Genomic DNA, 26,939 nt, shown 5'->3' with positions numbered 1-26,939 from the left:
GAGTTTTATGTGTAAAAAGAACAAAAACCAACTGAGCTATGAAAAAACTAGGTCCATCGATTTTGCCGATAATTGTTGCAATTATTTTAATACAAACTCTAAGGTTTAAATTTACCGCACACCCTGATAGTGTTTATATTTTTACAAAAGTAGGTTTAGAACCTTATGGTCGTATAGGAATAGGGGTTCTTGAACTAATTGCTGGTGTTCTTTTACTGATACCTAAAACGACTTGGATAGGAGCAGTAATAACAATGGGTGTTCTGGGTGGTGCGATATCTATGCATCTTACTAAGCTTGGTATTGAGATTCACGATGATAAAGGAGTCCTCTTTTTTACGGCGGTAATTACTTTTGTTCTAAGTGCGATTATTCTGTGGACAAGGAGAAAAGAGATTTCTATTCATAAAAATCTATAGACCATTTTCTGTAATTAGTAAAATATAACATATTTCTTCTTATTAAAGTTGTAATAGCTAATTCATGTTTTGATACCGTTTATGGTTTCAGAAATTTTCGTTTTTAGATTTTTTTTGTTTTATAAAGGATGATTCAAAACTTTACTTACTTCTATCAAAGTAAAAATTTGAATGGTCTCACGCTACTGCACATAACAATGATTAGATTTCATTGTTTTTAAGTTGTTTTGGTATATAATTGGTTTTATTATAGCCAAAAAAGTGACCAAATTTTTGGATCGGGAAAAATTGACAAGTCCTCGGGAAAAACAATCATTCTCTACCCTGTTTTTACGACGCATCTTTGTACTGTTAATTTAAAACAATACAAAATGAAACTTCAGAATACATCGATTTTCAATTTAATTGAAATTTTTAGCAAAGGAGGCAGAAAAGCAATTAATACTATACATCCGAAAACTCACTGCGAGCAAAAAGCACTTCATGATTTTTATTGTGAAAAAGAATTGATTCCCGTTCAAAAATAAAAAAACAAAGGGAAGGATTGACAAGATAATGGGAAGATTGGCTCTTTTATCACTCTCACCAAGATCTCATCTTTGCATAGCAGGTTTTAATAAAATTTCAATACATAATCTAAGTTAAAATGAGATGTACGAGATGTAAAAACTTCCTGATTTTTAATAATAATAACTAAAAAAAATACTAATTATGAGCACATTTAATGTACCAACAAGAGAAGAAGTAAGTCCTAATCACCAGGCAATATTTGATACCCTTGCTAAGTCTATAGGGTTTGTACCTAATCTATATGCAACATATGCGCATAGTGATACAGCATTAGAGAACTATCTTAATTTTCAGAATGCCAAAACGTCCCTTACCTCAAAAGAGAAAGAGGTTGTTAATTTGATAGTGAGCCAAGTTAACGAATGTCTTTATTGCTTATCTGCCCATACCGCAATAGCCAAAATGAATGGGTTTACAGATGATCAAATAGTTGAATTGAGAACAGGGAATGCATCGTTTGATACTAAGTTCGATGCATTAGTGAAATTGGCAAAAAATATTACTGAAAATAGAGGGAGAGCGGATCAAGAAGTTGTTAATAATTTCTTTGAAGCGGGATATACAAAAGGAAATTTGATTGATACTATCGTATTAGTAGGGGATAAAACTATTTCTAATTACATTCATAATACAACACAGGTACCTGTCGATTTTCCGGTAGCAAAGCCACTAGAAACAGTATCAATATAAGACGAATCAATAATTTTAAGTACATAAAGAGAATATATTTTAACAATAACAAATAATTAATATCATGAAAAAAATAATCGCAGTATTGTCGCTAATTTTAGCAATTACTTTTAATGCACAAGGTCAAGAAGTAAAGAAAGTTTCATTAGAACAGACGAAAGGAGAGTTTACTCAAAAGGAGGTTAAATTAACACCGGGAAGTTACATATTTGATATCACCAATAATAATGCTGGTACTGATGTAGGGTTTGTTTTAATTCCTGAAGGGGCAGATGCGTCTGATGCTAAAAATCATATTAAAGAAGCGTATGTGACAAAAGTCGTAACCGAAGGTAGTACAGAAAGTTCTAATACAGTTACCTTAGAAAAAGGGACCTACTCATATTTCTGTCCTCTTAATAAGACCCCGCAATATACATTGATTGTAGAGTAATTCCTTTTGATTTATAATTTTTAAACCCTAATCCCTTGTTAATGTTGATTAACTAGGGCTTAGGGTTTGTTATTTTAGCATAAGATTATTGAATGATAATATGCAATTTCTTATGAAAAATTATACTTTATTTATTTTTATAGCAGTGCTTTCATTTAGTGCTTGTAATACAAAAGGAGAAAAGGGGAAGGAATATACTACAGATACAGAACCTGTGTATGTAGAAAAAAATGAAGAGAATAGTAATGCAGAAAAAATATTGAGTACTGCAGAAGCTATAGCAAAAGCAAATGGTCTAAAGAAATGGGATCATGTAAAGGAAATAAAATTCACTTTTAATGTAGATAAGGATAGTAGCCATTTTGAGCGTTCATGGAGTTGGATGCCAAAATATAATAAGGTTACTTATTTTTCAAAAGAAGATACGCTTGCTTATTATAGGGCTAAGCTAGACAGTACAACTATCAAGTTGGATACAGGGTTTATAAATGATAAATATTGGTTGTTATGCCCTTTTAATTTGGTTTGGGATGCTGATAGCTTTGTTTCAAAACATTATTTTAAGGTATTGAGTCCAATACAAAATGTCGAGATGCAAAAATTGACAATTGTATATAACGATTCTGATGGGTATACGCCTGGTGATGCATATGATTTTTATTTCAAAGGAGATTTTATTATAAGAGAATGGGTGTATAGAAAAGGAAATCAAGAGAAACCTTCTTTAATTACTTCATGGGAAGATTATCAGGATTTTAATGGAATACGAATAGCTAAAGTACATCAACGTGATGAAGGGGACTGGAAACTTTATTTTACAAATATTGAAGTTATCACTGAGTAGTATCGTATATATTGTTGAACCTTAATTTTGGTTAACCCGTTTTATGCAATAGGACTTCGTGATGAGACGCAAAACTGCAATAAACACCCCTGTTTTCTTGTTTTCTTCGTAGCACAGCTATGGTGACTACAAAAAATGTAGCGAATCCTCAGTGTATACAATGGTTTTGGGTTGTAAGAGATTTTCTACTGCATAATTCAGTTTAAAGAAGCTTCAATATTTAGAAGTTATAATACAGACATAAAAAAACCTTCGTGTAATGCACGAAGGTTTTTTTGTTTTATGAAAAAAGAAGATTAAGCGTGTGCTTTTTCTTTAGCTTTTGTTTTTTCATCATCCGCCGTATTAGGTTCTTTTATTTTTAGTCCTACTTTACGAACGGTGTCATACATTATTGGCGTTGCAATAAATAATGAGGAGTATGTACCCACAATAACACCAATAATAAGAGAAAACATAAACCCTCTTAATGGCACTGCAAATATAAAGATGGCTACAAGTACTAGTAAGGTTGTTAATGATGTATTTAATGTACGGCTTAAAGTACTGTTTAATGCACCATTTACGTTCTTGTCTAATGGCCACCCAGTATGTTCGTGCAAGAATTCACGGATTCTATCAAATACAACCACAGTATCATTTAGGGAGTATCCAATCACAGTTAATATCGCTGCGATAAATGCTTGATCAATCTCCATATTGAATGGCATAAACTTATATGTTAATGAGAATATACCTAATACCACTAATACATCATGGAATACAGCCGATACTGCACCTAAACTAAATTGCCATCTTCTGAAACGTAATAGGATGTATAAGAATACTACAATTAATGATCCTAATACCGACCAGAATGCTGCTTTCTTGATATCATCTGCAATAGTAGGTCCAACCTTCATAGAAGACATAACTCCTACTTGCTTATCTTCATCACCATTAACAAATTCGTCATAGGTTAATCCATCAGTAAGATGAGGTTGTAATGCTGTATATAGTTTGTTAGAAATTTCTTTATCTATTTCTTCACCAGTTTCATCAACTTTGTATTTTGTTGTGATCTTTAATTGATTATTAGCACCTAATGTTTTGGCCTGTGCACTTCCAAAAACTGCTACCAGATCTTTTTCTATAGTCGTAGGTACTACATCTTTTGCAAATCGCACAGTATAGGTTCTTCCTCCAACAAAATCTACTCCTTGGTCTAACCCTTGCGTAAATAATGAACCAAGACCTGCTAGGATAATAATTCCTGAGATAACATAAGCCATTTTACGTTTCTTTAAGAAGTCGATATTAACATTCTTAAATAAGTTTTTGGTTGCTCCAGTAGAAAAGGCTAGTTCTTTACCGTTTTTACCATATCCATCAATAAATAATCGAGTTACAAAAATGGCAGTAAATAATGAAGTTAAAATACCAATCAGTAATGTTGTAGCAAATCCTTTAATTGGTCCTGTACCTATTAGTAATAAAATCAAACCTGTAAGTCCAGTTGTAATATTGGCATCAAGAATTGATGATAATGCATTGCTAAATCCATCTTTGATCGCATCGACCTGAGATTTTCCTTTAGCCAGTTCTTCTTTAATTCTTTCGAATATTAATACGTTTGCATCCACAGACATACCAATTGTTAATACAATACCTGCAATACCAGGAAGTGTCAATACGGCTTTAAGTCCTGCTAATACTCCAAAAATAAATAGGATGTTTACTACCAAGGCGATATCAGCAAAAATACCTGCTTTACCATAATAGAAAATCATCCAGATCAAGATTAGCACTAATGCTATAGCAAAAGACATGATACCACTATCAATAGCTTCTTGACCAAGAGATGGTCCTACAACTTCACTTTGAATAATGTCTGCAGAAGCTGGTAGTTTACCTGCTCTTAATACGTTTGCCAAATCCTGACCTTCTTCGATGGTAAAATCACCTGTGATTTCACTTCTTCCTCCAGAAATGGCACCTGTAGTAACACCAGGAGCAGAATATACAACATCATCAAGAACAATAGCAATCTGACTTCTTTGGCTAAATGCCTTACCCGTCATTTCTTCCCATTTTTTAGCACCTTTACCATCCATCTGCATACTAACTGTAACAACACCTAATTGGTTGTAGTCTTGTCTTGCATCCGTGATTACGCCACCACTTAATTCAGGTTCATTGTCACGGTTTCCTTTGATAGCGTATAGATCTAAAAATTCAGAATCTTTAACAGGTTTTCCCCATGCAAATTTTGCGTATCGCTGCTCTACTGGTAGCAAAGCTCTTACTTTAGGGTCTTTAAGATATGCCATGAATTGTTCGGCATTCTTTTTTTCTACAGATACGATAATTGGTCCTCCTTGTCTTCCTTGTCCTGCAATTAAATCAAATAATGGATTTACTTGCTCTTCTATAGCTGTAGAATCTTCTGCATCTTCTAGTAAATTCTCAATAGCAGAATCAGCATCGGTTTTTAAAGAATCTACCACGGTTGTATCTACTACTGTAGAATCTATAGTAACTTCTTCTTTTTCTTCTCCGGCTGTTTTTGTTGTTTCAGCTTTTTCAACTTGTTCTTTCAGTAAGTTGTTCGCAGCAAATAAGAAAGAAAAAATTTCTTCAGATTTATATACATCCCAAAATTCTAATTGTGCAGTACTGGTAACTAATGTTTTTACCCTTTCGATGTCTTTTGCACCAGGTAACTCAACTAAGATACGCCCCGATTCTCCTAGACGTTGGATATTAGGTTGAGTAACTCCAAATTTATCGATACGTTTACGTAATACTTCAAATGCAGAAGTAACAGACTCATCGATTTTCTTTCTTAATATAGGCTTTACCTCTTCATTAGACATGTTGTAAGTGATATCATCACTTAAGTTTTTGTTGGCAAATATGTCTGGTGATGCAAGTTGCGCATCAGGGATTTTTTCAAAAGCAGTAAAGAAATCTTCTATATAGGTATTCTGACTGTCTTTCTGAGCCTCGTCTGCAGCTAGTAGTGCTTGATTAAAAGATGGGTCTTTTGATTTGTTAGCCAAACCACTTAAGATGTCTTTTACAGAAATTTGAAGAATTACATTAATCCCTCCTTTAAGGTCAAGCCCTTTATTAAGCTCTTTATCCTTTGCATCATTATAGGTGATTCCTGCAAAAATTTCTTCTTTACCAATAGAATCTAAATAGAATTTTTCTGCGGATTCTCTTAATTTAGAATAGTCTTTAACATTATCGTTATATTTCTGTTGAGCATATACTTCTGCTTCTTTTTCTTTTGTGTAAGTCATGTACGTATATGACAATTGGTATACACATACCAAGCCAAATAAAATCGCAAATATTCTTACAATTCCTTTATTTTGCATTATTCTTTTGTTTTGGTCAAATTCTACTAAAAAGGAGTTTTGATTGTACTCTTTTTAGCATTTGACAATTATGGTTTAAATTATTTGAAGACGCTTTATCGTTTAATAGATGAAGCTGTATGATTAAAAAGTTAGTTAGCTTTTCTGCACTATAATCAGTTATTATTGCTCTTAACTTTTTTTAATGTGATTTTTCTTAGGGATGTACTAAAAAAGTATGAATTCCTATTAGGAGATCGGTCCAGCTCTCACTTCTGGAATACTACGAGAGTTAGTGTCTATTGCTAATGCAATGGTTGTATGCACTTTTTGAGCAGTCTTTATAAGCCCATCTAAGTCACTGTTGCTATTTTTAATAGTAATACTAATGGGACTGAAAGTAGGATACCCATTTTGCTCGTGTTTTTCTTCTAAAACATATTTACCTACTAAGTCAGTACTAAAATCTGTGCTTTTTTGAATCTCATGAACATCTAGACTATAGTCTTTTGATTTTTTCTGAGAGGGAAAATCCTGATTGCCTTCTGTTTGGTTGTCATAAAGAATATGACCAAGAGCTACATTTTTTTCTTTAGAAAGTATCCCTTTGATGTAGGATACGTCTTCATCACTGTAATATGTGATTTTGAGCTGTCCTTTCTTTATCCCTTGTGATAATCGAGTGTTTTTAACGCCAATCGATTGTAATTGTTTTTTTACAATTGATATTGTGTTCTGGGCTTCTTCTGAAGTAACATCTGTATCAATAAAATCTAGTATGATTTCTTGATTAGGTACAACAGCTTGTTGCTGAATAACAGCAAACACGATAAGTGTGGTTAGTAGAGTTCTGAAGTACCATTTTTTCTTCATGCGGCAAATATAAAAAAATTAAAACTTCATAGGTAATGACTTCAGATAAATATCTATTTAAAGTATCAAATGTTGATAATCTCGAAAACTATGACATGCAAATAAAAAAAAGTCATTTACTCTTCTACAGATGCATAACCTTAATACGAGATAAACTTCAAAACGTTTTTCTTTTAGTTTTGGTATGTTGCTTTGAAAGAGATTTACTATTACCTAAAAAAATAAGAGCTGCATTACGCAGCTCTTATTTTTTATATGCTAAAAAGGGTTGTTTTTATAACTCTAACAATCCGTTTGTTTTTTTAACACCTTCAGCACTTTCTGAAAGTTTAGCTTTTTCGGCATCACTTAGTTCTATTTCTACTATTTTTTCGATTCCGTTTTTACCTAGTATAACAGGAGCGCCAATACATAGATCGCTTAAACCATATTCACCATCTAATAAAACAGAACAAGGGAAAATTTTCTTTTGATCACAAGCAATTGCCTGTACAAGTCCTGATACAGCAGCTCCTGGAGCATACCATGCAGAGGTACCAAGAAGTTTAGTTAGTGTTGCTCCACCTACCTTTGTGTCTGCAGCTACTTGTTCAAGTCTTTCTTCAGAAATAAATGCAGAAACTGGCACACTATTTCTTGTAGCTAGTCTTGTTAATGGTACCATTCCTTTATCACTATGACCACCTATAACCATACCGTCAATATCAGAGATTGGTGCTTCTAATGCTTCAGCTAATCTATACTTGAAACGAGCACTGTCTAGGGCTCCGCCCATACCGATGATTCTGTTTTTAGGAAGTCCTGTGGTTTTGTGTACCAAGTACGTCATGGTATCCATAGGGTTACTTACTACAATGATAATTGCGTTTGGAGAGTGCTCAATAAGATTTGCAGAAACTGTTTTTACAATACCGGCATTAATTCCTATTAATTCTTCACGTGTCATTCCTGGTTTACGTGGAATTCCTGAGGTAATTACAGCAATATCACTTCCTGCGGTTTTAGAATAGTCTCCGGTAGTTCCTGTGATTTTGGTGTCAAACCCGTTTAAAGATGCGGTTTGCATAAGATCCATTGCTTTTCCTTCTGCATATCCTTCTTTGATATCTAATACAACTACTTCTGAAGCAAAATTCTTTATTGCGATATATTCGGCACAACTAGCACCTACGGCACCTGCACCAACTACTGTAACTTTCATGGTATTTTTTTTTGATTATAAATAAAACTTATTTTTTTGGCGAAAATACAAATTCTTTAATGAATTGATTAAGAAAAGAGGGGTTTATTAAGAGGTTATTTGTCAATCTAAGAAATGGTTACGGTTGTTTTACTTAGGGATATTCAAATTTTTAAGATAATAAAAGAATAAAAGACAAAATGAAGTGTTTTTTGTTTTTGATTTTTAGTAGTTTGGTAATTATTGATCTGATACAAATGGGAAGTTACAATACGCCAAAAGACTTGTTTATTTCTGTTTGGGCTTTCTTGCTCGTTTTAATTCATAATTAGTATCGCATAATAATTGTTGATGGCTTGTGATGTATCTTACTCTTGTAAAAAGGAATTATCCTGTTTTTTGTTTTCTAAATACTAAAAAGAGAAACTGCGTCAACGGTTAATTACCACCCAAATCCGAGTCCGAGAGAGATATTGCTGTAGTTTTGAAATGAGTAATCAAGATTAGCCTTGAAAACACCAAATTTTACAGAAGTTCCAAAAGTAGCTTTTACACCATTGGTTTTCGTTTTTACGGCAATAGGATTAATTACAACTTCTGATGCCAGTGGGCCATTTTGTATTTCAAAAGAGCCTAATAGATCAGCTTTTGTAGCACCAAAGTAATATCCTAGACCACCGTAAAAGTTTAGAACTGGAAATTTGGTGGATGCAATACTCGTTAGTATCCAGGAATTAGTGGTAAGCTGTACTTCCTGATCAGTTCCGGGTATTATTGTAATAGAGTTAGCTTCATAAAAGCCTTTGATATTTGTATATCCTAGTAATGCAGATACACGAACTGGCCATCGTTTTAGAGGGTATACCCAATCTGTAAATTCATGCTGAAAACCTACACCGTATAATTGTATTTCTGCTCCTCTGACACCTGTTTTGGGTAAGAATCTTACTTTTATTTCTGTGCTTTTAGTTAATCCCATTGATCCTTGTATGTATCCGCTAGGTAATGATTTAAAAGCTTTGTCTGTTAATCCGTTTGGTAAAATCACTGTAGCTTGGGTTGCTTGTCCTTCATCTATAATAACGGAAATATCATTTTGATTTGTACCCAAAGCGGTAGATACTACCTGATTGGTTTCTCCATTGGGCAGTGTTATGTCAGTATATTCCTGAACTCTAAATATAAAGGATTGCTTGTCTTCTCTTATGAAAGAAAGGTTGCCTACGATGCCAAGCTCAAAATGCCATAGTTTTTTTGTTTTTGCAGTATTGTACCAGCCATTTGTAGCGCTATTTACCAATAACTCTCCTACAGGGGCAAAATAATCTTTACTAAATGTCTGAGCATTATCGATTCCTATTTCTAGAATTCTATCAACATCGGATTGAGAAATGGCAACATGGTTGATTAGTACCACCAGCAGCATAAAACATCTTTTCATTAGATTTGGGTTTATTACCATTTTAAATTTAAAATTGGTATTCTAGGGATTGCAATATAAAAAAAATCCGCTATACTTATAGGGATAACGGATTTTCGATGCTCCTATTATCCTAAAAAATCTATTTTTTGCAAATCAGTACAATAAAAAAACCACCTGTGAAGGTGGTTTTTCATATATTCATACTGTATAAAATCTGTTATGCATCGATATTGGCATACACAGCATTCTTTTCTATAAACTCTCTACGCGGTGGCACTTCATCACCCATAAGCATAGAGAAGATCCTATCTGCTTCTGTTAGGTTTTCTATGGTTACTTGACGCATTGTTCTAAATTCAGGATTCATAGTAGTGTCCCATAATTGTTCAGCATTCATTTCTCCCAGACCTTTGTATCGTTGTATTTTAGAGTTGTCTCCAAATTCTTGTACAATTCGATCTCGTTGATCATCATTCCATGCATATTGTTTTTTTGCACCTTTCTTTACAAGGTATAATGGTGGTGCAGCAATATATATGTGACCAGCTTCTATAAGTTCCTTCATATACCTGAAGAAGAAGGTTAGAATTAATGTGGAAATATGACTACCATCGACATCGGCATCACACATAATGACCACTTTGTGGTATCTTAATTTTGAAAGGTTTAAAGCTTTACTATCTTCTTCGGTACCAATTGTTACACCCAATGCAGTAAAGATGTTTTTGATTTCTTCGTTTTCAAAAACTTTATGGTGCATTGCTTTTTCTACATTTAATATCTTACCACGAAGTGGAAGAATTGCCTGAAACATTCGGTCACGACCTTGTTTAGCTGTTCCGCCTGCAGAATCTCCCTCTACTAAGAATACCTCACACAATGCAGGATCTTGCTCAGAACAATCAGAAAGCTTACCAGGTAATCCTCCTATGCTCATCACAGATTTACGTTGCACCATCTCACGTGCTTTTTTGGCAGCGTGTCTTGCCTGAGCAGCTAAGATTACTTTTTGAACAATGGTTTTTGCATCATTCGGGTTTTCTTCTAGATAGTTTTCTAGCATTTCTGAAACCGCTTGAGAAACTGCCGAGGTAACTTCTCTGTTTCCTAATTTGGTTTTGGTTTGTCCTTCGAACTGTGGTTCTTGTACCTTTACAGAAATGATAGCTGTTAGTCCTTCTCTAAAATCATCTCCAGCGATCTCAAATTTTAATTTGTCTAACATTCCTGAAGCATCAGCATACTTCTTAAGCGTAGCGGTTAGACCTCTTCTGAATCCTGATAGGTGAGTTCCTCCTTCGTGCGTGTTGATGTTATTTACATAAGAATGTAGATTTTCTGCATAGGAATCATTGTAGATCATAGCAACCTCTACTGGGATGTTATTTTTTTCCCCTTCCATAGAAATTACATCAGCAATGATAGGGCTTCGACTAGCATCAAGGAACTTTACAAATTCTTTTAATCCTTCTTGAGAATGAAATGTTTCTGTAATATCATTTCCTTTGTCATCCTGATGGCGCTTATCTGTAAGTATAATGGTGATACCTTTGTTAAGGTATGATAGCTCACGCATACGACTTGCCAAGGTGTCATAATTATATTCTAGCGTTTGCTGAAAAATTGTAGCATCTGGTTTGAAAGTAACTATAGTACCATTAAAATCCGTGTCACCAGTAGATTTAACTGGGTATAGAGGTTTTCCTTTTTCATATTCCTGCTCCCATACTTTTCCTTCTTTGTGTACAGTGGCATGCAAATGGTCTGATAATGCATTTACACAAGATACACCCACACCATGAAGACCCCCAGAAACTTTGTAAGAATCTTTGTCGAATTTTCCTCCTGCACCAATCTTGGTCATTACAACTTCTAATGCAGAGACACCTTCTTTTTTATGAATTCCAACAGGAATACCACGACCATTATCTTTGGTAGTAATAGAGTTATCTTCATTAATGGTTACTTCAATAGCATCGCAATATCCTGCAAGAGCTTCATCAATTGAGTTATCTACTACTTCGTATACCAAATGGTGTAAGCCTCGAGATCCAACATCGCCAATGTACATCGATGGACGCATACGAACATGTTCCATTCCTTCTAGTGCCTGAATACTATCTGCAGAGTAATTACTCCTATTAGCTTCTTCGCTCATAAAATCCCTTTGTTTTTATTTTTTTTGTTTTGACAACAAACAAAGATAAAAAAACAGTAAAATATAAAAAGGATTTGTCAAAGATGATTTAAAGAGTTATTAACAATTCGTTGAGAAATATACTAGAAAAGCAAAAAAAGCCCTTAAAAACGATAAAAACCCCCTTAAAATCAATTTGAGCATAATGAGGTCATAAGTTCTTATTTGTTAATTATGCGTAGAGGTCTTTAAAAGTGGATTGGATTTGTGGTAGGGTATTGGTGCACGTTAATATCCTATTTGAATTGTTTAATTTCTACTATAGATTGGTGTAATAATAAAACCCAGAGAAAATTTTCTCTGGGTTTTATAGCTCAACTAACTCAAATTTCAGTTTAAATAAAGTAAACTGTAATCGTTATATATTATTCATCATACGCTTCTTCATGAACATTAGCAACAGCTCGACCACTTGGGTCATTCATGTTTTTGAAAGCTTCATCCCATTCTAAGGCAATTTTAGTACTACAAGCTACTGATGGTTCTTGAGGAACACTTAAGGCAGCGGTATCACTAGGGAAATGACCTTCGAAAATAGATCTATAATAAAATTCTTCTTTGTTTTGAGGTGTTTGTATCGGGAATCTGAAATGTGCATTTGCCATTTGCTCGTCTGTCACCTCTTTATCAACCACTTCTTTGAGTGTATCAATCCAGCTATATCCTACACCATCAGAGAACTGTTCTTTTTGTCTCCAAGCTACGCTTTCTGGTAAATAAGATTCAAATGCTTTACGAATTACCCATTTTTCCATACGCTCACCGTTAATCATTTTATCCTGCGGGTTGATACGCATGGCTACATCCATAAATTCTTTATCTAGGAACGGAACACGACCTTCGATTCCCCAAGCGGCAAGAGATTTATTAGCACGTAAACAATCATACATATGTAATTTACTCAATTTACGTACAGTTTCTTCATGAAACTCTTGTGCATTTGGAGCTTTATGGAAGTATAAATATCCTCCAAAAATTTCGTCAGCACCCTCTCCTGATAAAACCATTTTTACTCCCATTGATTTTATTACACGTGCCATAAGGTACATAGGAGTAGAAGCTCTTATTGTTGTGATGTCATATGTTTCTAAGTTGTATACTACATCTTTAATTGCATCAAGTCCCTCTTGTATCGTGAATTTGATTTCATGATGAACTGTTCCTATGTGATCTGCTACTTTCTGTGCTGCTGCAAGATCTGGAGATCCTTCTAATCCGACAGAAAAAGAGTGTAACTTTGGCCACCAAGCATCTTTAGTATCACCAGATTCGATTCTTTTTTCTGCATATTTTTTTGCTATTGCAGAAGTTACAGAAGAGTCTAAGCCACCAGAAAGTAATACGCCGTAAGGAACATCAGACATTAATTGTCTATGCACCGCTGCTTCTAGTGCATCTCTTAGTTCGTCTATGCTGGTTTGATTATCTTTTACAGCATCATAATCAGACCACTCTCTAACATACCATTTTTTTAATCCTTCCTCTTCACTAGACAGATAATGTCCTGGAGGGAATAATTCTATTTTTGTGCAAACTCCTTCAAGAGCTTTCAGTTCTGATGCTACATAGAAACTACCATTTTGATCCCATCCCATGTATAAAGGAATTATTCCCATATGGTCTCTAGAAATAAGGTAGGTATCTTTTTCTACATCATATAGTGCAAAAGCAAAAATACCATTAAGGTCATCTAAGAAATCAGCACCTTTTTCTTTGTATAATGCTAATATAATTTCACAATCAGATTCTGTCTGAAAATTGTATTTTCCATCAAATTGTTTACGCAGTTCTCTATGATTATAAATTTCACCATTTGCGGCAAGTACTAATTTTTTATCTTCACTAAATAAAGGTTGTTTACCAGAGACTGGATCTACTATAGCTAGTCTCTCGTGCGCTAAGATTGCCTTTTCATTTGAATAAATACCACTCCAATCCGGTCCTCTATGACGAATCTTTTTGGACATTTCTAATAACTGAGGTCTTAATATCTCTGAATCTTGCTTCAAATCAAAAGCACAAACAATTCCACACATACATTATAATTTTTTATTGAGAGATCAAAGATTGGCTTATAATTTGTGTATTAAAACATAATCAGGATTTTTGATTTCATTTTGTTATTTATAATGTGTTATTAGTATTGAATCGTAACTTTAAAATGAGATAAGACTTACAGTTGCTAATAGATTGTTATTTTTAAGATATTTAACAGAATTTGGGGTAGGATTAACATTTAGCATGTAAGTTCAATAATATCTTTACATCTCTTAATTAAAATTAAAATCACCATTATGAAAAAATCACTAATTCTAATTGCAGTATTGATTTTGGGAGTATTATCGACTGTTAATGCACAAAAATTTGCAAAGTTACAAAAGAGTCCTACTGATATTTCGTACGCAAAAGTAGATAAAAATGCCAAGCCTACGATTAAGGTAATATATAGTAGACCTCAGAAAAAAGGACGTAAAATTTTTGGAGAGCTTGTAAGTTATGATAAAGTTTGGCGTACTGGGGCAGATGAAGCGACTGAGGTCAAATTTTTTAAAGATGTTACTATGGGTGACAAAACAATAAAAGCTGGGACTTATTCTTTGTTTACAATTCCGGGTGAAAAGGAATGGACAATTATCATAAATTCAGATTTAGATAGTTGGGGAGCATATACCTATGACAAAAGTATGGATGTAGCAAGAATTAAGGTTCCTGTTGCTTCTGGTAATGAAGTCGAAGCGTTTTCTATAGGGTTTAAAAAAGTGGATAAAGGATATCATATGATTATGGCATGGGATACTGTACGTACCGAAGTACCATTTTATATGTAAATGAATTATTTGGCGAATAAATAAAATAAAAAAAGCTTGACAGAACTAGTGTCAAGCTTTTTTTTGTATTTCTTCAATACTAATTATTCTCCATACAGAATAATAAATTTCGTTTTGTTACCTGTGTATTGCGTGACCAGACGCCCCAGGTAGCTCTTTTAGAAAATCCATTACAATTCTAAAAGTTAATCTGAATTTTGTGTAAAATATCCCCATATTATTTTAATTTAGATTACTATATGTATTAATTACTTACAAATATAATAACTTGTAAGGTTTTAGAAAGTTCTTTTAGAACAATTTAGGATATAAATTGTCCTTTTTGCGATAAAATACCAGAAAACGTATTTTAATTGTTTTTTTCGAAAAAATATTGTCTTTATTAAAGAAAATTTGAGGGTTTTTTCCCTGTTATTTTTTTCAATAATCTTGTATTTGCAATATGTTTTGTACCCCTCGGCTTACCTAATTTTTTTGTATAACAATTTTATCTGTGAATAGCATTACTACTAGCCGATGGTAGTTGCTTCAAAAAGCTTTTTAAAACTTTAAAATTAATTGTTATAATTCCGTAAAATAGCTTCATAATCTTTTGATTTATAATTTGTTATGCAAAGATACTATCAAAAGGTACCTTGAAAAAAAAATTAACATAGTGAAAATGATGTTTTAGATGTAAGGCGTATAAAGGCGCTGTATGTATTTTTTAATCACAAATAAATGTTAATAATTGAAGTAAATTCTTACATTAAATGATCTGGGGATAGGGGTTTTTTCCCCTTTTTTAGAGGTCAGAATAAAGGTCATTTTGGTTGACCAATTTTTTGTTTTTGGTTGACCAATTTTTAAGTCGTAAAGGATGGCGAATATTATCTAATTTTAAATTTAATTATTTCGTTTTTTGATACTGTTTTTTTGAAAATACTTGTAGGAAAAAACGGGTGTATAATTGTATATATAAGTACCTGCTTTTAGAGAGGTGTTTTTTTTGAAAAAATACATACAACGGTTTTAGTTGTTTTTTTGAAGTGAATTGTACAACGTAAAATAAGTTCTTACATAATATGATTTTTTGTTATCAACGAGAAGCTTTATTTATTGAAAATATAGTTTTGATTTAATCTCCCCATGTAAACCTAGGTTTTAATATGCTTTTATCTCCTTTTATTGAATTTATGTCTATTTCGAAGTCATTTTCGAAATTAATTTTTTTGTTCGTTTCAGAGTTTCTAAAACCCATAACTTTGACATTAGTAATTTTTTTAAAGCTTGTTATAACTTTTACTTTGGATTCGGGAAAATAATATCCATCTATTGACTCATATTTGATTCCTTGTTGAAGGATCAGTTCCTTGAGGTTTTTTGAGTGACATAGGGCATCAAATTTATGCTGGGGACTGATGGCGAATGTCATTTTTATCGTATCAGATTTATTATCTAAATAATACCAACAATTAATTTCATTGATATGTGACTTTCTAACAAATGATAAAAGTCCTATCGAAATGAATGTTATTAATGTTATGGGTATCCAGATAAATTTGAACTCTTTTTTACGTTCATTCTGTACTGCTTTAAGACTTAGTCCGAATAAAACTGCTGAGATTGATAAAGGGATGAGAACCATAATCCATCTTCCGAAATTTTCTATATCATAGAAAATCAAGAAACTTGCATGCTCAGAGTATCTTAATAGCCAGACTATTGTGCTTATAAAAATAATAGTGTACCCAATTCTTGGTTTTATAATAGTTGCAATAAAACCTATTAAAGTTCCTGTTGTCATAGCTATGGTAAAGAAACCTAGTCCAAAAACATAAAGACTTATCAATAGGATTATCATGCCTAAAGCGAATAATAGAAACGATAATATGAGTATTAAATATTTCAATTTTGTAGGTTTTACGGCTATAATTTAAATAAATCATAGCCGTTGTGTTAGACTAAGATTAGTTATTTGACCAATCGATTTTTCTGGATGCCATCATAATAGTGCCAAGAATTAAGAATAATCCTATACTTCCTACTAGCAATGCATACTTCTCTAATTGTATAATTACGAAGATAAATGTATATAAAGCAATTAGTGAAGTGGCTATAAATCTCATAAACTTAAAACTTTTAAGAATAGCTTTAGAGTATGTAGAGATCAGAACGATAACAGAAACTCCTGCAATGCCATAGGCTATAAAAAAGTTAGAATGCTCAGATATAGAAATCAGTAATGTATAAAACATGGTTAAAGCCAGACCAATCATAAGGTATTGAAAAGGATGAATATGTATTTTACTAATGCTTTGTATTAGAAAAAATACTAAAAAGGTGAGTGCGATTACTAGATATCCATACTTGGTAGCTCGTTCACTTTTTTGGTACTCATCAATGGGGATAAAGAGTTTTACACCAAATGCTGATGAGTTTATATGCGGCAATTCTCCAAAAAACTCCTGTTCAAATTCTCTATTGATTTGTAATATTTTCCAATTAGCTTTAAAACCATTTTCAGAGATTTCCTTCGTTTTTGGATCAGGTAAATAATTGCCAGAAAAGTTAGGAGATGACCAATTTGATGTCATAGTTACCTTGGTTTCTCTTCCTACGGGGATAAATTTTAACTCTTCACTTCCGTTTATAGTTAGCTGGAGGTCAAAGTTAATAGTGTTGTCTTTGGGTAACGAGTTTTCATTTAGAAATTTGGTTTCTAAAATATTGGTATAGGAGTTTTTCGTATATCTAGATCTTAATGGATACGAATTTGGTCCCAGTTTTAATTCTAAATTACTTTTTATTCCCTTTAAATTGGTAGAGTTGATAATTACAGTTGCTTTATTCCATAAAATATCTGCAGCTGCAATATTTTGTATTTCAAAATTTGGTACTGAAAAAGAACCTTTGATATCCATATCTGCTGTATATACACCAGATTTGTAAATTCCTCTTTTAAGAGTTTCTGATTGTATGTCTGATTGTATGTCTAGCGTATTGGGAAAAAAGAATCCATAATCTGTAGTAATGATATCTTCCTCTATATAGGATTCAGTTTTTTTGTCCCAGATTTTTTTTGGGGTATGTATTTGATAGGGTATTTTAAGTATGGGTCCATATAATAGAACTTCGTTTCCCCATTTTTGATTAATTTCTTTTACTGTTTCATCTTGTCTGATATTGCGTTCTTGTATTAGGTTTTTGATGTAGGATAGGGGTATAAGTAGCACCAGAATCAAAATACCGACCATAAGCATTCTAATGGTAATAGAGGTTTTGATCCATTCACCAAAGGGTTTCTTTTGTTTTTGCGTTTCCATAGTAATAAAATTTTAGTGTTTATTTTTAATTAGATTTTTCTTGATTGTTATAAGCGTATCGATAGGTTAGAATAAGGAACCCACCAAATGCCATAGTGAACATCCATGTTTCGATATATTGTATCGGAAATACAAACCTTTTTACGACATCTGATATAATCCCGATCGGATGATAAAGAATATCCCAGCTATTCCATCTTAGAACTCTGCCCAGATAGATTCCGAATCCACAGAGAAGAAGAATAAGATGGGTGATCCTATTGATTGTTTTTCCTGTTAATTTTTCTTGAAGTAATTTTTGCATCATGCGAAGGGATACAAAACCAATAGTCAGCCCATTGACGGCAACCGACATGATAATTAATACATCAAACCAAACAGTGTGTTTTGGACTAAGACGTATATGCTGTAGGTCTGTTAGGATATAGGGTGAGTTGGGTAAAAATACCAACCAAATTAGAAAACCCAGCCAAAATAATAATGGATTCATTTTTCTAATACTGATTAATAGCACGATAGCATAGGGGATACAGGCTAAAAATAGATTCCAGAATAAGAATAGGTAATAAATAGAATCCGTTTTTATCGCACGCATTAGAAATAGGGTGAAACTGAAGATGACCGATGCAGTAAAATTTTTTATAAACGGAAGTTGTTCATGTAGTGTGTTCATATGTTTAATTTTTAAAAGTGTGGTTGTGTATATATGATAATGAAGTAGAGAAGGCTTACGGGAATATTGATTAGAAAGAGTAGGATCGAAGTAATATTCTCTTTGGTGTATTGGGTATTTATAAGGGAGTTGCTTAATAAGCCTATAAATGCTATTGCATTAAGTGATGCGCTAATTAATACATAAAAAATACTGACGACTTTAATAATGGGAGAATTCACTATAAAAAAGAGCAATAAGAGTGTAGTGCCTAATAAAAAACTAACTGAAGCTAGTATTAGAGAATTCTTGTTTATGGGTTGTATGATTTTCATATAGAATGGATTGATAAAGTTTTTTGTAATGAAGACAGTGATTGATAAAGTAAATTTTGATAGGCTAGTTGATAAAAGGGAAATGCTTTTTTGCCTTTTTGATATGCTTGTATAAAAAACCTGATTTTATCGGGATATAATAGGGAACCTATGAGGAGCACGAAAAGAAGATATACGCTGCGTTTTCCATTTCCGAAAAGATAATATTGCATGGCGATTTCTTCATATACTGTAATCCCAGTATTTGTAAGCACATGAAACACATCATGATCTTCTAGTTTGGGTTGAGGGGTGAAGTCATGCTGTAACAAAAAACACCCTAAGTGAAATCCCAAACTTTCTTTGGGATATTGGATAAGTTCTTTTATCGAAATATTCCATGGGAGGTCCTTTTTAAACCATTTTTGATACGGTTTTTTCGTCCATTCGTATAATCTCTCTACCAGTATTGCTCTCATTTCAATTTTTAAAGTACTTTGAATTTCAAAGTGAATGAATAAAAAAATATAAGTTATTGTTTTAGAAGCTTTTCAATTGCTTCTACATGTTTCTTAAATGCTTCTCTGCCTTTTTTTGTGGCACTATATTTTGTGTTGGGTTTTCTACCGATAAATGATTTTTCGACTTGTATATATGCTTCTTTTTCTAAAGCTTTTGTATGGCTTGCCAGATTGCCATCTGTAGCTCCAAGTAGCTCCTTTAGCATTTTGAAATCAGCATATTCATTCACCATCAAAATAGACATAATGCCTAATCGGATTCTGTGATCAAAAGCCTTATTAATATTATTAATGATGTTCTTCATTTTTTTATTTTACCTAGGATAACGATGCGTTTATCTATCGTGTTTAAAATAAATAAGGCTTCCGTATATAATATGCATTACACCAAATCCTAGTACCCAGAACCAAAAGCCATAGCCTGGATATATAGCACAGATTAACCCTAGGACAATTTCTATATACCCCAAGTATTTGACATTGCCAATGGTATATTTAGATGCATTCACTAATGCAAGACCATAAAAAATAAGCATTAGGGAACCTGTTAATCCATAGTGGTTGGTTGCAATTTTGATCAATATGTATACTCCGCCTGTAACTAGAGGAATCAAAAATGCTACAAGTAATCTCCTTGAGGCGGTATTCCATAAAATCTCATTGTTTCTTTTTGCTTTCTGCGTACTTAACACGATTGCAGTGAGTGTAGAAACAAGTGCCACGGCGGCCAAATCTATTAAAATGTAATTAAATATTTTTCCATCAGTAATAAGATAGCCTCTTTGGCTTGTGGTTACTAGGTAGTATGCTATTGCGGCGCCGATTAAGGCGTAGATTCCTGCCATAATTCCTGATAAACCACTAAGAGAAAAAAAACGAGATGATTTGTTCATCATGTCTTTGATCTCTGTAATGTCTTTTAGGTATTCTTTAGTGCTCATATTAAAAGTACTTTGAATTGCAAAGTAAAATTAAAATATTGAAATGCACAAGTTTTTATTTGATAAATACTACTATTTATTTGTTTCGAATTGTTTTTCTAAGCTACTTGTTGACTCTAGATCTTCGAGTGCTTTTCCGACAACTCCTGTTGCTACAAGGGTACTATAGCTTTTCCAGAAAGGTTGATTATAGGGGAGGTTAAGATTAAATAATGCATTCGAAAATATACTATCAAATACTTCATTAATAGGAAATACTTGAATATTCTCTGTTTGGGTTTTATTGATTACTAATTCTGATTCTGTAATTGCGGTATAGTCTTCGAATAAATCTCCGGTATTAAGATAGGTGTTTGTGGCTTTAATACGTTTTAAGTACCATTTTCCGTTATAATAAGAGTAGGTTACATATATTTTATAATCTTCTAGACTTGTCGTACGACTTATAAAAGCCAGTTTACTTTCTTTTTCTACAGATTCTGGTGTTTTAAGTTGTGCCCCAAATTTTTGACTGCTTTGTTTTTTTGATAATTTGGTTAGGCTATATTGGTAGGCTATTACTGCTTTGCTCTCTTCATCGAGAGTAATTTCTCCTTTATATTTTGCTTTTGCATTTGTCGAATCTTTTGGTGCAAAGGAAATGATATATACTGGCTTGTTGTTATAGCTACTTCGCCCATAGAGTTTGAACAAATATTGACCGTTGGTTTTTGGATCAAAAAAATCTTCCTGTCTCTTAAATTTATCTGCTCCCGTTAGTCTTAAAGGTCCCCCGCCAATTTCATTATTTTCAAGCCACTTTAAGTTGGTGGTATCAATAGCGCTAAGTTCTTTAGATTGCTTTAGTATTTTATATTTCTGTAGGTTATCACTTTTTCGAAGAGCAATTATTTTTGCTTGGTCTTTGTAGTCAGCAATAAGGTCCGAAGGTTCTGGAAAAGGAACTTTTTTTATTTCGTTCTCTAATCTACTAAACCTATAATATCCTACTCTTGACCTCTGTAAATCAAAAGAACCATCATACGGAGAATAGTAAAGGTTGATTGCAGCATCTGCAAATTTTGTGTACTTATTGTCTATTTTGGTAAGCTCTCGGTAATATGTTTCTAGCAATGTTGCTTGTTGTGCATAATTTTGAGATGTCGTAGCGATGGCTTGGTTTATAAATTCTTTGTATTTGTTTTTAGCTATAAGTAGTACTTCATCTAATGAGTTAGATTCGGTTTCTAGATATACAAATTTGTCATTGCCATCAAATGATTTGATCGCAATACTTGTGTTTTGATATCCTATAAATGAAAAAACAAGTTTAGATCTTTTGTATTTTTCGCTGACTGTAAGTTCAAAAAAGCCTTCTTCATTAGTAATAGTTCCTATAGAAGTTCCTTCTACAATTACATTTGTAAAAGGCAGTGGTTCTTTAGATTCTTTATCAAGAACCTTTGCCACGATGGTAATAGGGGCTTGTTTAGAAGTGCTTTCTTTTTCTTGCGCTATTATTAGTAATGGGGTAAATAAGCAAAGTAAAAGAACTAGTTGCAGGGGCAGGCAATCTGTTTTTTTTAGTTTCAAAGGGAATATGTATATTGGGGTTACTGTTTTTCTACTCTAAAAATAGCGATTTTTTATGAATCCAGCAGAAGAATATATACTTAATCAATCAGAACCTTTTAAAACGATACTGTCACACATTCAGATACTTATAGAGACATCTGTTCCTTCTGTGGTGCTTAAATACAAGTATAAAATTCCTTTTTATTATTTGTTTGATAAACCATTTTGTTACCTCAATGTAACCAAAGGATATGTTGATGTTGGATTCTGGAAAGCCAATCAGATCAATATTCATTTAGATCATTTAGTAACAGATGGGAGAAAGGTGATGAAATCATTGAGGTATAGGGCTCTTGAGGATATAGATAATCAGGTTGCCATCGATATTCTCAATGAGGCTAAAGGGTTATATGAATAAAAAGATATTTTAAAATATCTTAAAGGTTCCGCCAAGGGTAACATTTTGTTGAAAGAAAAAGAAATTTTGTGTTGCTTTATCACTAGTGCTATTGGTTGTTCTAATATCGGGAAGGTTTATAAATCCTCCTTTGATCTCGGTTTGAATAAAAAATGAATTAAAGAAAGTGATATTAATTCCTCCTTTTAGTGATATACCATAGCCAGCAAGGTGAAACGCATCATGACGCTCTTTTCCTAGAATGGTTGCATTTGTTTTGGGGATTACCACCCCGGCACTAAACCCTTCGATAAGGTTAATTTGTATTTTCTTCGGATTAAGGTTTATGTACGCTCCCAGATTATCAATACGGCCGATTTCTGCAGTTACATAATTAAGTCCATCTGTGTGTTCGAACTCAACAAATGTTTTTAATAAGGCAATGTCACTATGATCATAATTACCATTAAAGTAAGGAACGCCCTCGTCCTGATCTGTGAGATTAATTTCTCCTGATATTGTTGCATTACCAAAAAGGCGCATCACATATTTCATATGATCTAATCCAATCGAAACACTCCAATGGTCATGAAAATAGTATCCTAATCTTGCATTAGTTTGTGGGATGGTAAGATTTGTAGGATGTAAGTATTCTCTAAATGTAATAGGTTTTGTAATTCTATCTCCGGCTTGTGCATTATGAATAGTAAAATCATAATTGTTTCCATAAAAATGAATATTCGAATTACTATACTGCGCAGTGTTCCAGCCCCAATAAAAGAAAACTCTTCCCTTATTTCCTGTTGTATTATTGTCGCTATTTGCAAGGGGTGAAACCTCTTCATTTTGCGCAATAGTTTTCTGTTTTCCCAGTATTAAAACTAAGAAACTTAGTAGTATTTTTTTTCTCAAGACGATTAGAGATTAGCAATAGCTTGTCTAATCGCTACCAGATTGCTTAATAATTTTTTTAGATATTGTAGGTCTAGCATATTGGCTCCATCGCTTTTTGCGTTTGCAGGATCAAAGTGCGTTTCTATGAATAAGCCATCAACGCCCGTTGCGATTCCTGCTCGAGCAATTGTTTCTATCATATCGGGTCTTCCTCCTGTTACACCACTTGACTGATTTGGCTGTTGTAGAGAATGTGTAACATCTAGGACAGTTGTAGCAAATTGTTTCATTGTTGGGATCCCTCTAAAATCAACAACCATGTCTTGATATCCAAACATGGTACCACGATCCGTAATCATAGCATTGTCATTGCCGCTGTCTTTTACTTTTTTTACAGCATGTTGCATGGCTTCAGGACTCATAAATTGTCCTTTTTTCAAATTAACAGTCTTTCCTGTTTTGGCGGCAGCAACAACAAGGTCTGTTTGTCGCACTAAAAAAGCAGGAATTTGTAAAATATCTACATATTCTGCAGCGATTAGGGCATCTTCATTTTCGTGGATGTCTGTCACGGTAGGAATCTGGAATGTTTCCCCAACTTTACGTAAAATTTTTAAGGCTTTTTCGTTTCCGATCCCAGTAAAGCTATCAATACGACTACGATTTGCTTTTTTGAAAGAACCTTTAAAAACATATGGAATTTTTAGTTCAGAGGTAATCTCAACTACTTTTTCTGCAATGCGCAATGCCATTTCTTCTCCTTCGATTGCACAAGGACCTGCCAAAAGAAAAAAATTGTCAGCGTCAAGATGCTTGATATTAGGGATGTTCTTTAATTCCATCATTAGTTTTTTTCCGAAGCAAAGATAGTCTTTTAGTAACGCAAGCAAAGAATTATCACTAAAAGTAATTATAACAAGGAGTTGGATTAAGACCGATCTATTCTGACAGAAAACAACATCATAAAAAAATATCACAAGTATCTTTTTGATTAACTATTACATTATCTGCATTAGCACGAATTAATGAGAAAGAGAAATAATTGTTTAAAGTACATCTTTTATGTACCCTCGGATGTAAATTTAAGTTATGAGATTACTCTTTTAGATGATTTATTTTTAGACAAAATGGTTTCGAATTTTTTTTTGAAAACAAAAAAGAAATCATTTTTTTTTGAAAAAATTTCTGCGATTTTTATAGATGATATGTGGTAATTTGAAGGGAGTAAATAGATGACCAAACAAGCTGACATGGTGCAAAAGAAACTAGGTAAGCCATGTATTAGAATAATCATAAAGTGAAAAGCCAAACCCAAAAACAGGAGAATCTTTGATTTAGTATATTTCATGAATAGTGCTCCTGCAAGGGTGAGTTCAAGTGCTATGGTAGACCATGTAATAAGCGTTAAGGTAATTGGGTGTTTGAGTAGAGGGTATATTAAGGGTTGTAAAAAATCACCAACTCCGAAAGTGGGACTCGTAAACCAGTAATACACTGCTGTACCGTTTATCCATTCTTCAACTCTAATTTTTGATACCGCTGCATCAAAGTATATAAAGGCTATTTGAAAATGTAGTAGAAAAAAAGCGAAATAAGTAACAATTCTTAAGTATGGACTGTAGTTTTTTGTCCGAGGCTTATTCCAATGACTTTTTCTACTATCCAAAAGTGTAATAGGAATTAGTATCAATGTGATTTGTGAAGCGATCTGATCTCCTCCGTCTACGATAGGGCAATCACTCAAAAAACTGTAGGTTATATACCAATGAAGGATGCCCATAAATCTTGGGTAATAACCAAGTATTACTACCAATAGTACTGCAATTGCTATTAGCTTAGCATACATTAAATTAGCATCTGTGAATAGGCCAAAAAGAGTAAATGGACTTTGACCTATATATCTAGTATCAAAATCAACTCCATAAAAAAATAATAATTGATTGTTATTAAATAATAGCGTTAACAATGTGCCAAAGGCTAGAAGGCTTCTTGATAACCCTACTACATTTGTATGATATTCTTTATTGGTTATTTGAGATATAATTTTCATTGTATAGGTATATTATTGACATTTAAAAATCATTTTACTAACCTTATATGGGTAATAGCCTATTAAATCTTTTGAGAAAAGAGACCAAGGTTTTGGTTTGCTTTTTACAAGGTAATATTCACCACATATAAGCTGATGATCAAATTTTATAACTACTGGTTTTATGGATTCTGGGTCCACAAAAAACTTTTGAAGTGGTATTTTGGGCGATAGGTAATCTGTGGAGTCTAATCTACCAAAAACCATTTCAAGTTTGCTTTCTAGTAAGCGCATTCTTCTATTAGTTCCAAAACTGTTATCAATACCAAAATTTTCGTGCTTGATTTCTTCAACTGTTCCGTTATTGTCTTTGTACAACCTATATATATCTGTTTTGGGATCTTTGGTAAAAAAACCAAAACCTTGGCTGATAAACATTTTTACACTTCTTTTATTCCCGATATCGTACCTAAGAGAAACAGGGTTATCTTGAATAAAAACAACGAGGGTGTAAAAAATAATAAAGCCCGTTATGATCATCATCATAAAGTAGAAGCGTGTAATATTCATAGCCAAGGTTTGTTTGTAGATTTATGATTTAGTTAGTTAACTGTATTAGGGATGTAGTAACTTCATCAAGTACCATATCATCGCCCAAATCCTGATCTGGGTATGCTTCAGGTAATTGCCAATTAACAGTTTGTGTAACATTTCCAAAGCTGTACGCATTAACAACATAGGCTACATTTCCGATAACAGCGGCAGTCACTACTGCTATACCAAAACCAATTACCAATACAAATTTGTTATCCTCGTTCAAATTTGTTTTAGATAGTTCGTCTAATTTCATATTGATGATCTTTCTTCCCTCTGCATCAAATTTGGTAATATCGAGTTCCTTGTTATTTATGATCGATTGAGCAATTTTTTCTCCATCTGCTATAGATATGTTATTAATTTCGTTAGATGTTTTAACTAATAAATCAGTTGCCTCTAGGATTGATTTTTTAATTAGATAAAATTCTTTAGAAATAATTGCTTCCTTAAATGAAGAGAGAAAATTCGGGTCCTTTTCTTGAATTCTTGAAAGGATTTTATCTTGTGTCTCACGATAAGCGACCAATTCCTCATCGTTAAAGAAAGATTCAAAATCAAGATTACTTGTTAAAGCGGGGATTTTACTAGTGATTTCTCCATCGGCAAAAATGATACTTTTAAAGAGTTCTTCGCCCGACAGGTTATTAATATGTGCGTCCGTATATTCGAGGTCGTCTTGCTCATTTGAGCAACTAATGATCAAAGCTGCCATGCCAATGGCAAACATTAAGAATTTAAGAGTGTTTTTCATACTAAATGATTTTTAATTTTATGCCTACTCTATGTTTATGGTTTTTCGGCTTTCACCATTAAAACGTTCTGTGTGCGTCATGTTTGTGATTATTTATACACCTAAAAGTAATCTGTATGATGTATGAGAAACAAGAGGTGGTTCTTGAGATTTATAAATCAGGGGTTTTGATTTATAAATCTC

Annotated in this window: 25 protein-coding genes; 7 read left to right on the top strand and 18 right to left on the bottom strand. The window is 33.1% G+C overall.

Going from position 1 to position 26,939, the window contains the following annotated elements; genetic code table 11:
- The first annotated feature begins 38 nt into the window (after window positions 1-38).
- From DZ60_RS0114150 to DZ60_RS0114130, 5 genes are all read left to right on the top strand, one after another.
- Window positions 39-419, top strand: a complete 381-nt coding sequence (locus DZ60_RS0114150; RefSeq protein WP_025742698.1) for a DoxX family protein — start codon at window positions 39-41, stop codon at window positions 417-419.
- Between the two features lie 371 nt (window positions 420-790).
- Window positions 791-946, top strand: coding sequence for a hypothetical protein (locus tag DZ60_RS25260; protein ID WP_161634423.1), 156 nt, complete (start codon window positions 791-793; stop codon window positions 944-946).
- Window positions 947-1,130: 184 nt separating this feature from the next.
- Entirely contained in the window at window positions 1,131-1,679 is a 549-nt protein-coding gene (locus DZ60_RS0114140; protein WP_025742696.1) for a carboxymuconolactone decarboxylase family protein, read from the top strand.
- Between the two features lie 64 nt (window positions 1,680-1,743).
- Window positions 1,744-2,112 (top strand): cupredoxin domain-containing protein, encoded by a 369-nt coding sequence (locus DZ60_RS0114135; protein ID WP_025742695.1) that lies wholly within the window; start codon window positions 1,744-1,746, stop codon window positions 2,110-2,112.
- Between the two features lie 112 nt (window positions 2,113-2,224).
- A complete protein-coding gene (locus tag DZ60_RS0114130; RefSeq protein WP_025742694.1) occupies window positions 2,225-2,956 on the top strand; it encodes a hypothetical protein in 732 nt (243 codons plus the stop codon).
- Between the two features lie 296 nt (window positions 2,957-3,252).
- On the opposite strand, the gene secDF is transcribed toward DZ60_RS0114130, so the two are convergent.
- The 6 genes from secDF to asnB all read right to left on the bottom strand — a co-directional run bounded on the left by secDF (window position 3,253) and on the right by asnB (window position 14,009).
- Window positions 3,253-6,321: a protein translocase subunit SecDF gene (secDF, locus tag DZ60_RS0114125; protein ID WP_025742693.1), complete on the bottom strand. Its 3,069-nt coding sequence runs from the start codon at window positions 6,319-6,321 to the stop codon at window positions 3,253-3,255.
- 228 nt (window positions 6,322-6,549) lie between these two features.
- Window positions 6,550-7,173, bottom strand: coding sequence for a hypothetical protein (locus tag DZ60_RS0114120; RefSeq protein WP_034229758.1), 624 nt, complete (start codon window positions 7,171-7,173; stop codon window positions 6,550-6,552).
- A 274-nt stretch (window positions 7,174-7,447) separates the two neighbouring features.
- Window positions 7,448-8,374 carry a malate dehydrogenase gene (gene mdh, locus DZ60_RS0114115; RefSeq protein ID WP_025742691.1) on the bottom strand — a complete coding sequence of 309 codons (927 nt, stop codon included), beginning with the start codon at window positions 8,372-8,374 and terminating at the stop codon, window positions 7,448-7,450.
- A 421-nt stretch (window positions 8,375-8,795) separates the two neighbouring features.
- On the bottom strand, window positions 8,796-9,794 hold the full coding sequence (locus DZ60_RS0114110; protein WP_025742690.1) for a DUF6588 family protein: 999 nt from the start codon (window positions 9,792-9,794) through the stop codon (window positions 8,796-8,798).
- Between the two features lie 199 nt (window positions 9,795-9,993).
- The gene (gene gyrB, locus DZ60_RS0114105) at window positions 9,994-11,934 is read right to left on the bottom strand and encodes a DNA topoisomerase (ATP-hydrolyzing) subunit B (protein ID WP_025742689.1); all 1,941 of its coding nucleotides are present in this window, start codon (window positions 11,932-11,934) and stop codon (window positions 9,994-9,996) included.
- 404 nt (window positions 11,935-12,338) lie between these two features.
- A complete protein-coding gene (gene asnB / locus DZ60_RS0114100) occupies window positions 12,339-14,009 on the bottom strand; it encodes an asparagine synthase B (protein WP_025742688.1) in 1,671 nt (556 codons plus the stop codon).
- 258 nt (window positions 14,010-14,267) lie between these two features.
- Here asnB and DZ60_RS0114095 point away from each other — a divergent pair, with 258 nt between their 5' ends.
- The gene (locus tag DZ60_RS0114095) at window positions 14,268-14,801 is read left to right on the top strand and encodes a DUF2911 domain-containing protein (RefSeq protein WP_025742687.1); all 534 of its coding nucleotides are present in this window, start codon (window positions 14,268-14,270) and stop codon (window positions 14,799-14,801) included.
- Window positions 14,802-15,918: 1,117 nt separating this feature from the next.
- On the opposite strand, the gene DZ60_RS0114090 is transcribed toward DZ60_RS0114095, so the two are convergent.
- From DZ60_RS0114090 to DZ60_RS0114055, 7 genes are all read right to left on the bottom strand, one after another.
- On the bottom strand, window positions 15,919-16,692 hold the full coding sequence (locus tag DZ60_RS0114090) for a hypothetical protein (RefSeq protein WP_152537441.1): 774 nt from the start codon (window positions 16,690-16,692) through the stop codon (window positions 15,919-15,921).
- A 58-nt stretch (window positions 16,693-16,750) separates the two neighbouring features.
- The gene (gene creD / locus DZ60_RS0114085) at window positions 16,751-18,106 is read right to left on the bottom strand and encodes a cell envelope integrity protein CreD (RefSeq protein ID WP_025742685.1); all 1,356 of its coding nucleotides are present in this window, start codon (window positions 18,104-18,106) and stop codon (window positions 16,751-16,753) included.
- A 25-nt stretch (window positions 18,107-18,131) separates the two neighbouring features.
- A complete protein-coding gene (locus DZ60_RS0114080; RefSeq protein ID WP_025742684.1) occupies window positions 18,132-18,779 on the bottom strand; it encodes a DUF1361 domain-containing protein in 648 nt (215 codons plus the stop codon).
- 310 nt (window positions 18,780-19,089) lie between these two features.
- The gene (locus tag DZ60_RS0114070; RefSeq protein ID WP_025742683.1) at window positions 19,090-19,551 is read right to left on the bottom strand and encodes a Coq4 family protein; all 462 of its coding nucleotides are present in this window, start codon (window positions 19,549-19,551) and stop codon (window positions 19,090-19,092) included.
- A 53-nt stretch (window positions 19,552-19,604) separates the two neighbouring features.
- Window positions 19,605-19,898 (bottom strand): winged helix-turn-helix domain-containing protein, encoded by a 294-nt coding sequence (locus tag DZ60_RS0114065; RefSeq protein ID WP_025742682.1) that lies wholly within the window; start codon window positions 19,896-19,898, stop codon window positions 19,605-19,607.
- 30 nt (window positions 19,899-19,928) lie between these two features.
- Window positions 19,929-20,534 (bottom strand): hypothetical protein, encoded by a 606-nt coding sequence (locus DZ60_RS0114060; protein ID WP_025742681.1) that lies wholly within the window; start codon window positions 20,532-20,534, stop codon window positions 19,929-19,931.
- A gap of 72 nt (window positions 20,535-20,606) precedes the next feature.
- Window positions 20,607-22,106, bottom strand: a complete 1,500-nt coding sequence (locus DZ60_RS0114055) for a carboxypeptidase-like regulatory domain-containing protein (RefSeq protein ID WP_025742680.1) — start codon at window positions 22,104-22,106, stop codon at window positions 20,607-20,609.
- A gap of 55 nt (window positions 22,107-22,161) precedes the next feature.
- Here DZ60_RS0114055 and DZ60_RS0114050 point away from each other — a divergent pair, with 55 nt between their 5' ends.
- Complete coding sequence (locus DZ60_RS0114050; protein WP_025742679.1) at window positions 22,162-22,506, top strand: DUF1801 domain-containing protein; 345 nt, start codon at window positions 22,162-22,164, stop codon at window positions 22,504-22,506.
- 9 nt (window positions 22,507-22,515) lie between these two features.
- Here DZ60_RS0114050 and DZ60_RS0114045 read toward each other — a convergent pair whose 3' ends face one another.
- The 5 genes from DZ60_RS0114045 to DZ60_RS0114025 form a co-directional block, all read right to left on the bottom strand.
- A complete protein-coding gene (locus tag DZ60_RS0114045; protein WP_025742678.1) occupies window positions 22,516-23,397 on the bottom strand; it encodes a hypothetical protein in 882 nt (293 codons plus the stop codon).
- Window positions 23,398-23,402: 5 nt separating this feature from the next.
- Window positions 23,403-24,221 (bottom strand): 3-deoxy-8-phosphooctulonate synthase, encoded by an 819-nt coding sequence (gene kdsA / locus DZ60_RS0114040; protein WP_025742677.1) that lies wholly within the window; start codon window positions 24,219-24,221, stop codon window positions 23,403-23,405.
- A 245-nt stretch (window positions 24,222-24,466) separates the two neighbouring features.
- The gene (locus DZ60_RS0114035; protein ID WP_025742676.1) at window positions 24,467-25,429 is read right to left on the bottom strand and encodes a sporulation-delaying protein SdpB family protein; all 963 of its coding nucleotides are present in this window, start codon (window positions 25,427-25,429) and stop codon (window positions 24,467-24,469) included.
- A gap of 12 nt (window positions 25,430-25,441) precedes the next feature.
- Window positions 25,442-25,978 (bottom strand): hypothetical protein, encoded by a 537-nt coding sequence (locus tag DZ60_RS0114030; protein WP_152537440.1) that lies wholly within the window; start codon window positions 25,976-25,978, stop codon window positions 25,442-25,444.
- Between the two features lie 28 nt (window positions 25,979-26,006).
- Complete coding sequence (locus DZ60_RS0114025; RefSeq protein WP_152537439.1) at window positions 26,007-26,756, bottom strand: hypothetical protein; 750 nt, start codon at window positions 26,754-26,756, stop codon at window positions 26,007-26,009.
- Between the last annotated feature and the right edge of the window lie 183 nt (window positions 26,757-26,939).

Origin of the sequence: Aquimarina pacifica, assembly GCF_000520955.1 — a bacterium.
In the GTDB taxonomy this organism is placed as follows: Bacteria; Bacteroidota; Bacteroidia; order Flavobacteriales; family Flavobacteriaceae; genus Aquimarina; species Aquimarina pacifica.
The sequence above is the reverse complement of the archived record's forward strand: the minus strand, read 5'-3'. Positions and strand labels throughout refer to the sequence as shown.